Origin of the sequence: Arthrobacter sp. NPDC080073, assembly GCF_040686575.1 — a bacterium.
In the GTDB taxonomy this organism is placed as follows: Bacteria; Actinomycetota; Actinomycetes; order Actinomycetales; family Micrococcaceae; genus Arthrobacter.
Genome location: NZ_JBFBKR010000001.1, coordinates 278,159 through 293,208 on the forward strand (window position 1 = coordinate 278,159; position 15,050 = coordinate 293,208).

Genomic DNA, 15,050 nt, shown 5'->3' on the forward strand with positions numbered 1-15,050 from the left:
TGCTGCGCCCCATTTCCGTGCTGCGGTGGGCTCGGTTCTGGGCCCAGAACCGACGCCCGCTCACCTATAGCGCCCTTTCCCCCGACGCCCGCTCACCTATAGCGCCCTTTCCCCAAACGCCCGCTCACCTATAGCGCCCTTTCCCCAAACGCCCGCTCACCTATAGCGCCCTTTCCCCAAACGCCCGCTCACCTATGTTCAAGGAGCATGTCCACCTGGGCGGCATACGTGAGCGAGCGTCCGGCCAAACACCCACATACGTGAGCGAGCGTCGGGGGGAAGTCGGGCGTACTACGCTTGAGCCGTGACCCGATTGATCCTGGCTTCCCAGTCCCCCGCCCGCACCAAGCTCCTCACGGAGGCCGGCATCCACCACGAGGTGCTCGTCTCGGACGTGGACGAGGACGCCGTGCAAGCCAGGTACGGGGTGACCGACGCGCATGACACCGCGCTCCTCCTGGCCCGTGCCAAGGCCGAGGCCGTCGCGTCCCTTCCTGAGGCCGAGGGGGCCTTGGTGATCGGCTGCGATTCCGTGTTCGAGTTCGACGGCGAATCGCACGGGAAGCCATACACGGTGGACGTGGCCAAGGAACGGATGCTTCGCATGAGCGGCTCCAAAGGCGTACTTCACACCGGGCACTGGCTCGTGGACTGCCGCGAAACCGCAGCGGACGTTAACGACGGCGAGACGGCCGTCGGCACCGGAGCAACAGTCGGCGCCGTGTCCAGCGCAGAAGTCCACTTTGCCGAGATGAGCGAGAAAGACATCGACGCCTATATTGCAACCGGCGAGCCCCTGCACTGCGCCGGTTCGTTTACGATCGACGGCTTGGGCGGGGCCTTCATCCGCAAGGTCGACGGCGACCCGCACGCCGTCGTCGGACTCTCCATCTCCACCCTCCGCGATCTGCTCGGGCAAGCGAACGTGGGAATCACCGAACTCTGGACCCAAAACGGCTCCGAAGCGAGCATCGAATAAGGACCGTCCGGGGCGCCGGCCCACCTGCCGGTTTCCCGCCTTTGTAGCAACCCTACAAATACAGGCCGTCTCACACACGGATTCCCCCATCAATATGGGCGGAACCCTCAAAATCACGCTAGGCTCCCTGAAGGACAGAAGGAGTCAACTTGTCAGCTAATCCGGCGCAGCCCATTTCCAGCCCTCTCACCAAGGTCTTGATCGCCAACCGAGGCGAAATCGCGGTCCGCATTATCCGCGCAGCCCGGGACGAAGGCATCGCTTCCGTGGCCGTCTATGCAGACCCCGATCGCGACGCCCTGCACGTCCGGCTGGCAGATGAGGCATACGCGCTGGGCGGCAACACTGCTGCTGAGTCGTACCTCCTGATGGACAAGTTGATCGAGGTGGCCAAGCAGTCCGGTGCGGACGCCATCCACCCCGGTTATGGCTTCCTCGCCGAGAACGCCGAGTTTGCCGCCAAGGTCATCGACGCCGGCATCACCTGGATCGGCCCGTCCCCGGAGGCCATCTCCGCGCTGGGCGACAAGGTGCAGGCCCGCCACATCGCCGAAAAGGTCGGCGCTCCCCTGGTTCCCGGCACGGCCGATCCCGTGGAATCCGCTGACGAGATCCTGGCCTTCGCGCAGGAGTTCGGGCTCCCGGTCGCCATCAAGGCTGCCTACGGTGGCGGCGGCCGCGGTATCAAGGTGGCCCGCACCATCGAGGAAATCCCGGAGCTTTTCGAGTCCGCAGTGCGCGAAGCCATTGCCGCCTTCGGCCGCGGCGAGTGCTTCATCGAGCGCTTCCTTGATTCCCCGCGCCACGTCGAGACCCAGTGCCTCGCCGACGCCTATGGAAACGTCGTTGTTGTCTCCACCCGCGACTGCTCCCTCCAGCGCCGCAACCAGAAACTCGTTGAAGAAGCCCCGGCGCCGTTCCTGAGCTCCGAGCAGAACGAGCGGCTGTACGAGTCTTCCAAGGCCATCCTGAAAGAAGCCGGCTACCTGGGCGCAGGAACGTGCGAATTCCTCGTGGGCCAGGACGGCATCATCTCCTTCCTTGAGGTCAATACACGACTTCAAGTGGAGCACTGTGTATCAGAGGAAGTCACGGGCCTGGACCTGGTCCGCGAGCAGTTCCGCATCGCCCGCGGCGAAAAGCTCGGCTATGGCGATCCTGAGGTCCGCGGCCACTCCTTTGAATTCCGCATCACCGGCGAAGACCCGGGCCGCAACTTCATGCCTGCACCGGGGACCGTCAGCACCCTGAAGAACCCGACGGGCCCGGGCGTCCGCATCGATTCCGGCATCGAGCAGGGCGACGTCATCAGCGGGAACTTCGATTCCATGCTGTCCAAGCTGATCGTCACCGGCGCCAGCCGCGAACAGGCCCTCCAGCGTTCCCGCCGCGCCCTTGAGGAAATGGTGGTTGAAGGCATCCCCACCGTCATTCCCTTCGACCTCGCAGTGGTGACCGATCCCGCATTCGCTCCGGCCGAAGGCCCGTTCAAGGTGCACACGCGCTGGATCGAGACCGAGTTCGTCAACAACATCCCCGCGTGGACGCCTACCGGAACCGGAACAGAAGCCGCCGACGCCGGTGAGCGCCAGCGCGTCGTCGTCGAGGTTGGCGGCAAGCGGCTGGAAGTCGTCCTTCCCGCGACTCTCGGCTCGGTTTCCTCGGTTGCCAGCACGGGCACCAAGGGCGCGAAGGTCAAGAAGCGTTCCCGCTCGGCGGGCGCCACAGCTGCTGTAGCGGGCGGCAACGCCCTCACTTCGCCGATGCAGGGCACCATCGTCAAAGTGGCAGTAGCCGCCGGCGATCTGGTTGCCGAAGGCGATCTGATCGTGGTCCTCGAAGCCATGAAGATGGAACAGCCCCTTACCGCCCACAAGGCCGGCACCATCCACGGCCTGGTGGCCAAGGCAGGCGAAACCGTCTCCGCAGGTGCGGTCATCGCGACGATCGAAGACTGAGACGATCGAAGACCAAGCAGCGCAAATGGCTCCGGCCCCGCACCATTGGTGCGGGGCCGGAGCCATTTGCGCGAGTCTGTAAATACAGGATCAAGCGACGTTGTTCTCGTAGTCCGTGTCCTTGGTTTCCTTGGACAGGAACAGGGCCACGAGCGTCAGGACCGCCATGGCGCTCAGGTAGATACCCACCAGGACCGTGCTTCCCTTGGCCGATTCCCAGAGCCAGACCGCGATGAACGGAGCCACGGCCGCGCCGAGGATGCTGGACATGTTGTAGCTGACGGCGGATCCCGTGTAGCGGACGTTGGTGGGGAACAGTTCCGGAAGCAGTGCACCCATGGGGCCGAAGGTGAGGCCCATCAGCGAGAATCCGAGGATCAGCAACGCCATGGTGCCTACGAAGCCGCCGCTGAACAGCGGCACGAACAGCAAGCCGAACACCAGGATTCCCGCGGTGACCGCCAGAAGCATCTTGCGGCGACCATACTTTTCGGCCAGCGGACCGGCCACCAGCGTGAAAATGCCGAAGAAGACGACGCCGGCAATCAGCATCCAGAGGAAGTCGTTCCGGCTGAAGCCCAGGCCAGGGACGAACGCAGCTGCGGCCGCGTCGGTCATGGGCTTTCCGGCCTTCACCGCTGCAGCTTGAGCGCCTGCCAGGGTGGGCTTGGTGCCGTAGGTCAGCGTGAACGTGGTCATCAGGTAGAACAGCACATACGTAGCAAGCATGATGAAGGTGCCGAGGATCAGCGGGCGCCAGCTTGTCTTGAACACGCGGCCGATGGGCAGCTTGGCTACTTCGTTCGACTCCAGCACCTTGGTGAAGGCGGGAGTTTCAATGAGCTTGAGGCGCACATAGAGGCCAAGGATCACCATGACGGCGCTGAGCAGGAACGGCACGCGCCAGCCCCAGGCGGTGAAGGCCTCGGGCGTCAAGGTGTAGCTGAAGACCAGGAAGATGATGTTGGCCAGGATGAAGCCGATCGGTGCACCCATCTGCGGAAATGTTCCATAGATGGCGCGCTTGTTGGCCGGCGCGTTTTCCGTTGCGAGCAGCGCGGCACCGCTCCACTCGCCACCAAGGGCCAGGCCTTGGGCGAAACGGAGGACGACCAGCAACGTGGGGGCCAGGAAGGTCCAGCCGGGGACCTGCGCCGTGGGCAGGCAACCGATCAGGAACGTAGCGATACCCATGGTCAGGAGGGACGCAACCAGGGTTCCCTTGCGACCGAACTTGTCACCGAAGTGGCCGAAAATGATGGAGCCGAGCGGACGGGCGACGAAGGCGACACCGAACACCGCAAAGGAGCTCAGCAGCTGGGTGGTCTCGTCCGCCGTGGGGAAGAACAGCTTGGGAAAGACGAGCACTGCTGCGGTGGCATAGACGTAGAAATCGTAGAACTCGATGGACGTGCCGATGAGGCTGGCGAAGATCACGCGTCCCCGCGGGTTGACCGGCTTGACTGACTCGCTTTCCTTGGATTCAGCGATGGAAGACATGTAATGGTTGCTTTCGTTCACGCCGGCCCGGCGTTCCTGGCCTGCCGGCAAAGATTATTGAGAGTTCAATAATAGTTCCCGCTATCCAACAAATGGACAATCAAGTCCAATATGCGGACGCTCCGGAAAGTCTCACTCTGTGGTCTGCGCCACACAACCTCACCGTCGCCTCACGCACCGGTGACCCCCTCCGATAGGTGAATGTCACAGCACGTTTACAAACCGCGACGGTCCGCGAAACGCGCCGTCCCTAACGTGAAAGGACAACGTCCCCACAAAGGAGGCACTCCGTGACAGTTGACCGAAGCACCGAAATCCTCACCAACGAACAGGCGCCCACCGCCCTCGTCCCCGAGCTTGAACACCGCCCTGGCCGCTGGATAGCCAACTGGGATGCAGAGAACAAGGAACAATGGGAAGCTGCCGGCCGTTCCATCGCCAAGCGCAACCTGTACTGGTCCATCTTCGCCGAGTTCCTCGGCTTCGTCGTCTGGCAGCTCTGGTCGATCGTCGTCGTCCAGCTCCCGGCCGCAGGCTTCAAGTTCGACACCAACCAAATCTTCTGGCTCATCTCGATCCCCAGCCTGGTCGGTGCCACACTGCGCATCCCCTATACGTTCATGGTCCCGAAGTTCGGCGGCCGCAACTGGACCATCGTCTCGGCCCTCCTGCTGCTGATCCCGACGGCGGGCCTCGCCCTCTGTGTCTCAACCCCCGGCACGCCGTTCGGCGTCATGTTGCTGGTAGCAGGCCTTGCAGGCTTCGGTGGAGGCAACTTCGCCAGCTCGATGGCAAACATCACCTTCTTCTACCCTGCCCGTGAAAAGGGCTGGGCGCTGGGCCTGAACGCCGCGGGCGGCAACCTCGGTGCCGCCGTCGCTCAGCTCGTCGTCCCGATCGCCGTTACCCTGCTGGCCGCCGGCACCGTCAACCTGCCCATGGCCGGCCTCATCTGGATTCCCCTCATCCTTGTCGCCGCGTTCGGCGCATGGAAGTACATGAACAACCTCACGAGCGCCAAGGGTGACGTTGCAGGCTCGATCGCCGCGCTGAAGGAACCGCATCTGTGGATCATGGCTTTCCTGTACATCGGCACCTTCGGCTCGTTCATCGGCTTCTCCGGAGTCTTCCCCAAGCTCATCAAGGACTACTTCCCGGCCTTCTCCTCCATGCACCTCGGCGCAGTTGCCCTCTCGCTCGCCTTCCTCGGCCCGCTGGTCGGATCCCTTGCCCGGCCTTACGGTGGACGCATGGCCGACCGCATGGGCGGAGCCCGGATGACCGTCACGGCGTTCGCGGCGATGGCCATCATCACCTTGACCATGATCTGGACTCTTCCGCTCAAGAACTTCTGGCTCTTCCTGGTCCTGTTCCTCTTCCTGTTCACGGCAAGCGGCTTTGGAAACGGCGCCACCTACCGCATGATTCCGGTCATCTTCGCCACGTCCAGCCGGGCCGCACGCTCCGGGGCCAGCGCCGCCAGCACGGCACGCCTCGCGTCTTCCTCCCTCGGCCTGATCTCGGCGATCGGAGCCTACGGCGGATTCGTCATCCCCCAGGTGCTCAACGCATCCAGCGCTTCGGGCTCCTACACCCCCGCGTTCTATGGCTTCGTCGGCGCGTACGTGCTGATGCTCATCGTCTGCTGGGTCTGCTACCTCCGGAAGGCCAACCGCAACGCGATGGGACACATCTAATATGCCCAATGGCGCCAACACCCACTGCCCGTATTGTGCGCTGCAGTGCGCCATGACCCTGACCCCGGCAGCGCCCACAGCGCAGCCGGGGTTGGGGGTTGCACAGCCGGGGTCAGACCCCGCTCCCGCAGCAAAAGCACTTCCCCCGCTGGAAGTATCCGGCCGCGACTTCCCCACCAACCGGGGCGGGCTGTGCCGCAAGGGCTGGACATCGGCGTCGTTGTTGAACCACACCGGGCGCGTCACCGAACCCATGCTCAAAGGGTCCGACGGCGTCCACCGGCCGGTCACGTGGGACCAGGCACTCATGCTGGTCACCGGAGCCGTCAAGCAGACCCGCGAGCAATACGGCCCCGACGCCGTCGGCGTGTTCGGCGGCGGCGGACTCACCAATGAGAAGGCCTACCAGTTAGGCAAGTTTGCCCGCCTCGCGCTGGGAACCTCGCGCATCGACTACAACGGACGTTTCTGCATGTCCTCCGCCGCGGCAGCCGGAAACCGCGCATTCGGCGTGGACCGCGGCCTCCCGTTCCCCGTAGAGGACCTTGATTCGGCGAGCGTTATTTTCCTTCTCGGCTCCAATGTCGCCGAGACTATGCCCCCGTTCGTCCAGCACCTCCAGGGCGCGCGCGATTCCGGCGGGTTGATCGTGGCCGATCCCCGCCGTTCCGCGACGGCCGCATTCACCCGCGACGGCGGCGGCATCCACTTGCAGCCGACCCCGGGAACCGACCTCGCCCTGCTGTTGGGTATCTCCCACGTAGTGGTCCACGAAGGCCTTGCCGACACCGGATACCTCCAGGACCGCACCACCGGGTACCCGGCGATCGTTCGTAGCCTCGCCGGCTTCTGGCCGGAGCGGGTCCAGTCGATCACCGGCGTGCCCGCGACGCTTATCCGGGACACCGCCCGCCGCCTCGCCGACGGCGCCCGGCGCGGCGGCAGCTACATCCTGACCGGGCGCGGAGTCGAGCAGCACGTCGATGGCACCGACACCGCCACGGCCGCGATCAACCTCAGCCTCCTTCTCGGCCTGCCGGGCTCATCCCACAGCGGCTATGGCACGCTGACAGGCCAAGGCAACGGCCAAGGTGGCCGCGAGCACGGGCAGAAGGCCGACCAGCTTCCCGGTTACCGCAAGATCACCGATCCCGCCGCCCGCGCCCACGTCGCCAAGGTGTGGGGCGTGGACGAAAGCCTCATTCCCGGCCCCGGACTGCCGGCAGTGGAGCTGTTGAAGTCTTTGGGACAGCCCGACGGCGTCCGTTGCCTTTTCGTGCACGGCGCCAACGTGGCGGTGTCAGCCCCCGACGCCGGTGCGGTGATAGAGGGCCTTCGCAGCCTGGATTTCCTGGTTGTCTCCGATTTCTTCATGTCCGAGACCGCACTGGAAGCCGACCTCGTCCTCCCTGTTACCCAATGGGCCGAGGAAGAAGGCACCCTGACCAACCTCGAGGGCCGCGTGCTCCGGCGCCGGAAGGCGCTCACTCCTCCGCCGGGCGTCCGCAGCGAATTGTGGCTCATGGCCCGGCTCGCCGAATCCCTCGACGCACCGTCCACATTCAGCGATGATCCTGAGACCGTCTTCGAGGAGCTCCGGCTCGCCTCGGCGGGCGGCCTGGCCGACTACTCCGGAATCAACTACGCCATGCTTGATAGCGGAGAAGCCGCCTATTGGCCCTATCCCACCGGCAGTTCGGGAACGCCGCGGCTCTTCCTCGATAGCTTCGCTCACGCCGGTGGACGCGCGGTGATGGTCCCGGTGGCACCGCAGAAGCGGTCCCGGCGATCCGCCGTCGTCGGCTCCGATCCGGATCCGCTGACCCTCGTCACCGGACGATTGCTGGAACATTACCAATCGGGCGCCCAGACCCGCCGCGTGGCCGAACTCGCGGCAGCGCAGCCGGAGGCGCTCCTGCAGATCCACCCCGCGACGGCCGCCGTGAGGGACATCTCCAGCGGCGACTTTGTCCGGGTCTCCAACGAACGCGGAGAGGTCCTGTGCAAGGTGGAGCTCAGCAACAGCATCCGGACGGACACGGTCTTCCTGCCTTTCCATTTCCCTGGGCCGGGAAGCGCCAACCGTCTCACTGAGGCGGTCACGGATCCTATTTCCGGAATGCCGGAGTTCAAGACCAGCACGGTCTGGGTCCGGAAGGTCGCATTACCAAATCTCGAATCGGCGTTGGCTGCCCAGACGGCTGTGCTCTCTGCAGCTGTGCCAGCGGCGGCCGGCTTGTCAATGCAGGTCAAGGAGGCATCGTGAGCGAGCGCATTGTGGTGGTCGGATTCGGACCGGTCGCGGCCCGGCTGGTGGAGGAGTTGTTGCCGGTCGTGCGCAGTGGCCTTCTCCAGTTGCTCGTCGTCGGGCAGGAAGCCGACGCCGCTTACAACCGCGTCATGGTGGCGGAACTCGGCGTGGGGCGGACCACCGCGGAAACACTCGCGATGGCGGACGCTGGCGATCTGGCCGCCGCCGGTGTCGAGGTGCGGCTGGGCGTCACCGTCAAACGCATCGACCGCGCGCGCCAGCAGGTGGTCCTTTCGGACGGGACCACGCCCGGCTACGATCGCTTGGTGTTCGCCACCGGTTCGAGGCCCGTTATTCCGAACCTCACTGGCATCAACCCCGATCCTTCACACCCGGTGCTTCCACCGGGGGTGACAGCCCTCCGCGACCTCAGCGATGCCGCGCAATTGCGCGACGCCGTCACTGCCGGCAAGCGCGTGATCGTCCTCGGCGGCGGTGTGCTCGGTCTTGAAACGGCCCTTGCCGCTGCAGAGGAAGGCGCCTTGACCACGGTGGTGCACAACGGTTCCTTCCCCCTGGGCCGCAATATCGACCGCGGAGGTGGGGCCGTCCTCGCGGCGAGCCTGCGAAACAGCGGGATCACCATGGTGGGAAATGCCCGCTCCACGGCGGTTGAGCACAATGGTCCCCACGGCATGTTTTCCGCCCTGGTGCTCAGCGATGGATCAAGGATTGAGGGCGACCTTCTTGTCCTTTCCTGCGGCGTTCGTCCGCGGATCGAGCTGGCCGAAGGCTGTGGGCTCCCCGCGGCAACCGGCATCCTGGTGGATCACCACCTGCGGACCTATCACGAGCCGCACATGTTCGCGATCGGCGACTGCGCCGAAGTCCGCTGCGCCGATGCCGAGTGCGCCGAATGCCGCACCGCGCAGGGTCCTTCCGGCCTGGTGGGTCCGGGCTGGCGCCAGGCGGAGTGGCTTGCTGAATACCTGATCCTCCTGGCCGAGGGCGGCCAGGACGCGGCCGATACCTTGGCCCCGCTGCCGCAGGAGAAGCCCGGCGTCGTAGTCCTGAAGGCACGCGGCATCAACCTCGCGGTCGCCGGCGACAACAGCGCCGAACCCTGGGATGACGAGCTTCTCAGCGTGGGGGTTGCCGATGGCAGGCCGCGGCGGCAGGTTGCCCAATGGGCCGATCCGGAACACGGCCGCTACGTCAAGATGACGACGCGCGGCGGCGCACTCGAGGGACTCGTGGCTGTAGGCATGCCGCGCACGGCCGCGGAACTCGTGATGCTCTTCGAGCGCGGCTCCGAACTTCCGGCAGACCGTTCACTTCTGCTGCGGCTGGACGGTCCGGACCAGCTCGATTCTTCTGCATCGAATGATGATCCGCAGCGCACAGTTTGCCGCTGCGCGGGTGTCAGCGGTGCGAGCATCGAGGAAGCCGTGCTGGATGGCTGCTCCTCCGTGCCGGAGGTTTCCAAAGCGACCCGCGCGGGGACAGGGTGCGGCGGGTGCCACGGGGACATCAAGGGGCTTATTGAAAAGCACTTTCAGGGGGTTGCGGCGTAGGGTGCGTTGAACTCGGGAAGGCCCGAGACTTATTCAGGCGCTATTCAAAATCGTTCTGTCGGACGCCGCCGCTAATGTTGGTCCGTGGAAGTCAACAATCGTGAGTGGGCTATTGTCATTTGGCTGGCGATCTTCGTAGTCGTAGTGCTGCTGATCCCAGCTTCGCGAAGGTCGGTCCCAGGCCTCCTGAAGATCTTCTTCGGGCACCGCATCTTTGTGCCCTTCATGCTAATGGTCGCGTACACCGCTGGTGTGATTACCGTACTTATGCACCTCGGCGTCTGGGACGCAACGCTGGTCACTCCAACCATTGTGTGGTTCTTGACCACAGCAGTTGTTAATTTCCTTCGTGTGCCACGGGCAATGAAGGAGCGGGGTTACTTCCGCAAGCTGGCTGCGGAAGCCGTGGCGGCCCCCGTGGTCGTCCAGTTCCTAGTGGACATGTACCCGTTTTCACTTGTGGAGGAGGTATTCCTTCAAGGCGGCTTCGTGATATTCGGGCTCCCGGCCGCAGTCGCAGCCCTCAAGCCGGAGCACATCCCCTTTCGGCGGGTGCTGAATGTCCTCGTTGGGGTCCTTGTGATCATTGTTGTTGTTCACAGCATTAGCGAGATCAGTAGCCAGTGGTCGAACATCAACTTCGTGGCTGAGGCAAAGAAGTTCCTGCTTCCCATAGGAATGACGGCAGCATTTCTGCCGTTCATGTACGGGCTCACGCTGTACGCCGCATACGATTCAGCGGCGGCGAACATGCGTGCCACCGTTCCCGCGGGAACCTCTGTGGGCAAGGCCTTGCTGGCCCTGGCAATCAGGACAGGGTTTAGCGTCAGGAAGCTAAGTGCGGTTACGCCGCGAACACGGATGAACATGGCAAGGGCAACCACGCTGGCGGAAGGCAAAGCCTTCTTCGACCATGGGCAGGCGGCAGAGGCCGCCCGCCTCCAGGAAGTAATCGATAAAAAGCAGCGGTTACTGGATAACGCCGGATTGCATGGTGTAGACGAATCAGGGCAACAGCTTGACCAACGGGAGTTTGCCGAAATAAGAGACTCGCTCAGCTATCTGCACCTATGCCACGCACGGCACTATCGTCAAACGGGCCGCTACAGGGAGGACCTACTCGACATGCTTGGCCCTGCCACCTTTGCCAAGAAGGGACTGCCCGAGGGGGCAGTCATCACTATGCACGTTGCCGACGACGGGCAACAGTGGTGGGCGTGGCGGAAGACGATCACCGGATGGGTATTCGGCATTGGAGCCAGCGAGGCTCCAAACGATCGCTGGGAGTACGACGGCCCTAAAATACCGTCCGGAGGTCCAGGGACCGATCCCGCGTGGAGGCACTTCATGGTGCCTGCCGAACCTCACCAGCACTGGTAAACCGACTCGGTGTGTGGGCTATGCAAAGCGGCCTTCCCTATGGCAAAGAGACGCCGTTCGGCAGGGATGGGAACCGGGCGCAGCTTGAGGACGTTGGTCACCTGAAACTTCCGCCGGTGGAGCCTCGCCTGCAGCATCGCGCCCGGGTCCAGTCCTAGTTTTCCGCCGCGGAATGTTCCATCCCGTACGCAACGGGAGGCGCTATCACCACCGGGGAAGCGTCGGCGTGAGGCGGGGGTCACCCCCACCCTTCCCGCTTCTGCTTCGTAGGCATTGCGCACACTCTGCGGGAGCAATCCGCTTAGCACAGCGCTACGTCGCGGCTTGGCGCACTTCATGGCGCCTTGGGTGCCACGCTCAGATCGGCACACGGCAAAGGGCCCCAAGGGGAGCCCCTTCCGTCTGGAGCTTTCTAGTTCAGGTTCTGCACAGCGTAGTTGGCTTCCTCCGGCGTGAACTTCTCGCCGTACTGGCTGACCAGCTGGTCGTAGATGGCTGCCGGTGACATCGACATGCTCGACTGGTAGCTCTTGGCCTTCGCCAGGGCGTTGGCGTTGTAGTCTGTCTTGAGGTTATCGACCGCATACTGCGCTGCCTCAGGGGAGAACTTTTCACCGTACTGCGAGGTGAGCTGATCGTAGATGCCAGCCTTGCTCATGTGCATGTTCCTCGAATATGACCCCGCCTTGCTCAGAGCGGAGCTGTATTCGGTCGGGACCTTTGGTGCCGCGGCAGCTTTCGCGGCGGCGTCTGCAGCGGCCTTCTTGGCATCAGCTGCGGCCTTCGCTACTGCGGCGTGCTCAGCCTCGGTGATGCCGACGTGGATCTCGATGTCTTCGGTGGCCGAGACTGTCCCTGCTGCCGGATTGGTTGAGACCACGACGATGGATGCGTCCGGAGTGGTGTGGGTCCACTTCTTTCCATCTTTGCCGTAGGCGCTACCGTAGAAGCCAGCGGCGCTCAGGACTTTGTAGGCCTCCGCGAAGGTCTTGCCTGCAACATCTGGGACCGGACGGGAGGTCTTAGTCGGCGACGCCGACGGGCTGGCCGATCCACTTGAGGATGAGCTGGCTGATCCACTTGAGGATGAGGCTTGCGACACCCCTCCCCCGCAGGCAGTAAGGCCGGCGACGAGTGTGGCTGCCAGGACGGCAGAGAGGTATCGTTTCATGTTCCCCAACTTCATTGTTCTGCAGTGCATTGATGACTCACCGGCGTTTCGACGGGCGCGAGTACCACACTACGTGGCCGGTATATCCTTGGGGAAATGTCGGATCCAGATATGAAAAAGCGACGATCAGCCAGCCCCTGCGCTCTTTTGCTGTCTCGTAACCCAAGAGTTTTAAGACACTTCGGTTAAGGGACATATCCGTCGCGCAAACACGCCTTCAGAGTGTCTCGTTGGCATGTCTCGCAAGCAGATCTTAATAAACACTGTTTCGAGAAACGTTGAGAGCACGTGGGAAAGCTCATTTGATATGCCCGAGTTTCTATCAAGGCACAGAACACCAACAAGCAAGAGACCGTCCTCCTCGCTGCTGGTGCGCGGCGAGATGATCTGTACATGAATCACGGGGTCAGCGTGACCATGGCATCGCAGTTGGAACTAGACAAGGCTTTGGGGCCTCGCACGACGGCGACGCTTTGGTAATCACCACAGTGGACCGTCTGGGAAGGTCCACTGTCAACATATTGGCGCTGGCCGACGAACTCCGCGAGAAGGACGCCTGCTCACGCGCACTGAACTTAGGTGGTGTCGACACGGACACCAGCACGCCTATGGGTGCCATAACAGAGCGACCGGGTGATGGCAGAGTATCCGCGAGCTATTTGCGGTCCCCAAATCCGAATGGCAGCTTGTGGGGCAAGCTGCGGCTGCTGGAACATAAAACCGTACTTTATCCGCTTGACTGGAAGTAACGGTTCTTGCGTGGTTTCTGCCCTGGGTCGATATGGGGCGGCGGGATGAACCAGGGCACGCCTGCCTGGACCTGGATGTGCCACTCTTCCTTGTGGATCAGGTGGTGGTGATGGCTGCAGAGCAGGACACCATTGTCGGCGCTGCTTGGTCCACCCCGGGACCAGTACGTGATGTGGTGGGCTTCGCACCACGGGGCAGGCATCGTGCACGAAGGAAACGCGCAGCCTTTGTCCCGGGCGGTGATGGCTTTACGGATGTGAGCGGGGAATATCCTGGAGGCCCGGCCGATGTCCAGGACCTGGCCTTGCCCGCCCAGGACCACGGGAATGATGTCCGCATCGCAGGCGATCTTCCGCAACGTGGCCGCCGGGACCGGACCAGTGAACGTAAAGCTCCCCGTGCCCTGTTGCGACCCGTCGGCGCCCCCGGCATGTCCGGATTGGCCCAGGAAGGTGAGCTGCCCGGCTTCCTTCACCGAAGCCAGGAGCTCCCGGTGATCGATGGTGGCCATGATCTGGGGACGCTGCCCTCCGGCTGAGGGCAGCGTCCCGGTGGCGAGGGCAATCTTGCAGGCGCCCAGCAACCCGTCCAGAAGTTTCTGCGCCCTCGTGCGGCGGTCCAGGAACGCGGCATCCCCGTGCGAACCGACCGGCATATCCTCCACCGGAGCGTTTGCTGGCCCGCTTCCACCGCCCGCGTCCACCTGGTCGTCCCCGGGACCGGGCACGGGGGACGCGCAGCTCCGGGGATTGGTGGCGGTGTTCATGACCGTGAGCAGGTGCTCGTATTGGTCCTGGGTGGCGAAGATTTCAAGATGCTGCAGCCCGTGTTTGGGTTTCCGGAGGAAAGCGCCCTGGAGGTGGCGTAAGGCTTCCTCGCTGGGCTCGGCACCGTCCTGGTCAACGGCGTCGGTCCAGCGGCGCGCGATCCTGGCGAGGAAATCGGCGTCGTTTTCGGCCGCCGTCATGGTCAACGCGTGTTCCATGTCCGCAGCTGTCTCGGAGCTGCACAGAGGCCGGACACGTTCCAGGGCCATCGTAATCGTGGTGGCAGGCCGGGAAGCGATGCTCCCGCAAGCCAACGCCGCGGCCACCTCCCCGTACCGCGGCTGGATCCTTTGCCCTGTAAGTGAACGGCCGGGCAGCAGATTCTCCGCTAGGGCCAAACGGCGGCGGGCCTCGGCCGCGCTGATCCGCAAAAGAGAGCGCAGGTGCTCGCCCGTGTTCCGGAACTCCCGGAACCCGGCGACGGCCGACGTCGCGGCGAGACTGCCGTTCCCGACGTCGGCACTCGCCTCGGCTGCTCCGCTTTCAATTTCGGGGCTGCCGGGACCATCGCTGGAGCCGTCCGCCCGCGTTTCGGCTCCCCAGCCGGTCGTCCAGCCAATCCCGGCGGCCGGCTCCTGCTGCCGCACCCGGTGCAACTGCCCCGCGGCGACGAGCTGCAAGTAGTCCAGGGTGCGGGAGAGTTCCTCCACGCCGGAGGCAAACGCCGCGGAATCCGGCAACCCCAGCGGCCCGATGTCGTCGACCGCCGTCCGCGCCAGGGAGCGCAATGCCGTAAGAGCACTCTCCAGAATCCGCTGTGGACCAGCGCGATCAACCCCGCGATCCCCGGCGGGATCCTCGGGCGGATTCAACAGAGCGAGCCGTCGCATCCCCGGCATTTGACCCGTCGCCGGACCGGCCGCCGTCACCATCCGCGGCTCGCGCGCCTTATGGAAGACGGCGAACCCGCCGCCGGGCGGGGCGCCCTGGCGGGTAGTGAGGTGTCCGATCGCTTCCATGGCA

At 64.0% G+C, this 15,050-nt stretch carries 10 protein-coding genes; 7 read left to right on the forward strand and 3 right to left on the reverse strand.

The window, feature by feature from the left end:
• Positions 1-304: 304 nt before the first annotated feature.
• Positions 305-979 carry a nucleoside triphosphate pyrophosphatase gene (locus AB0O52_RS01360; RefSeq protein ID WP_364532249.1) on the forward strand — a complete coding sequence of 225 codons (675 nt, stop codon included), beginning with the start codon at positions 305-307 and terminating at the stop codon, positions 977-979.
• 149 nt (positions 980-1,128) lie between these two features.
• Positions 1,129-2,937, forward strand: a complete 1,809-nt coding sequence (locus AB0O52_RS01365) for a biotin carboxylase N-terminal domain-containing protein (RefSeq protein ID WP_364532252.1) — start codon at positions 1,129-1,131, stop codon at positions 2,935-2,937.
• A gap of 90 nt (positions 2,938-3,027) precedes the next feature.
• Here the strand turns inward: AB0O52_RS01365 and AB0O52_RS01370 are convergent, their stop codons facing one another.
• Entirely contained in the window at positions 3,028-4,437 is a 1,410-nt protein-coding gene (locus AB0O52_RS01370; RefSeq protein ID WP_364532255.1) for an MFS transporter, read from the reverse strand.
• 314 nt (positions 4,438-4,751) lie between these two features.
• Here AB0O52_RS01370 and AB0O52_RS01375 point away from each other — a divergent pair, with 314 nt between their 5' ends.
• The 4 genes from AB0O52_RS01375 to AB0O52_RS01390 all read left to right on the forward strand — a co-directional run bounded on the left by AB0O52_RS01375 (position 4,752) and on the right by AB0O52_RS01390 (position 11,339).
• Positions 4,752-6,134 carry an MFS transporter gene (locus tag AB0O52_RS01375; protein ID WP_364532685.1) on the forward strand — a complete coding sequence of 461 codons (1,383 nt, stop codon included), beginning with the start codon at positions 4,752-4,754 and terminating at the stop codon, positions 6,132-6,134.
• A gap of 1 nt (position 6,135) precedes the next feature.
• A complete protein-coding gene (locus AB0O52_RS01380; protein ID WP_364532258.1) occupies positions 6,136-8,400 on the forward strand; it encodes a molybdopterin oxidoreductase family protein in 2,265 nt (754 codons plus the stop codon).
• The gene (locus tag AB0O52_RS01385) at positions 8,397-9,959 is read left to right on the forward strand and encodes an FAD-dependent oxidoreductase (protein WP_364532261.1); all 1,563 of its coding nucleotides are present in this window, start codon (positions 8,397-8,399) and stop codon (positions 9,957-9,959) included. The genes AB0O52_RS01380 and AB0O52_RS01385 overlap by 4 nt, the downstream gene beginning before the upstream one ends.
• 84 nt (positions 9,960-10,043) lie before the next feature.
• Positions 10,044-11,339 carry a hypothetical protein gene (locus AB0O52_RS01390; RefSeq protein WP_364532264.1) on the forward strand — a complete coding sequence of 432 codons (1,296 nt, stop codon included), beginning with the start codon at positions 10,044-10,046 and terminating at the stop codon, positions 11,337-11,339.
• Between the two features lie 412 nt (positions 11,340-11,751).
• Here the strand turns inward: AB0O52_RS01390 and AB0O52_RS01395 are convergent, their stop codons facing one another.
• On the reverse strand, positions 11,752-12,510 hold the full coding sequence (locus AB0O52_RS01395; protein WP_364532267.1) for an Ltp family lipoprotein: 759 nt from the start codon (positions 12,508-12,510) through the stop codon (positions 11,752-11,754).
• A 488-nt stretch (positions 12,511-12,998) separates the two neighbouring features.
• Between AB0O52_RS01395 and AB0O52_RS01400 the strand changes: the two genes are divergently transcribed.
• Complete coding sequence (locus AB0O52_RS01400) at positions 12,999-13,259, forward strand: hypothetical protein (RefSeq protein WP_364532688.1); 261 nt, start codon at positions 12,999-13,001, stop codon at positions 13,257-13,259.
• Here AB0O52_RS01400 and AB0O52_RS01405 read toward each other — a convergent pair.
• Positions 13,238-15,046: a DUF222 domain-containing protein gene (locus AB0O52_RS01405; protein ID WP_364532270.1), complete on the reverse strand. Its 1,809-nt coding sequence runs from the start codon at positions 15,044-15,046 to the stop codon at positions 13,238-13,240. The two genes, AB0O52_RS01400 and AB0O52_RS01405, sit on opposite strands and share 22 nt — an antisense overlap.
• Positions 15,047-15,050: the final 4 nt, after the last annotated feature.

What these genes read in the sequence shown, in the direction of transcription:
- AB0O52_RS01370 (WP_364532255.1), bottom strand. Translation starts at nt 4,437, where the DNA reads ATGTCTTCCATCGCTGAATCCAAGGAAAGCGAGTCAGTCAAGCCGGTC.
- AB0O52_RS01395 (WP_364532267.1), bottom strand. Translation starts at nt 12,510, where the DNA reads ATGAAACGATACCTCTCTGCCGTCCTGGCAGCCACACTCGTCGCCGGC.
- AB0O52_RS01405 (WP_364532270.1), bottom strand. Translation starts at nt 15,046, where the DNA reads ATGGAAGCGATCGGACACCTCACTACCCGCCAGGGCGCCCCGCCCGGC.
- AB0O52_RS01380 (WP_364532258.1), top strand. Translation starts at nt 6,136, where the DNA reads ATGCCCAATGGCGCCAACACCCACTGCCCGTATTGTGCGCTGCAGTGC.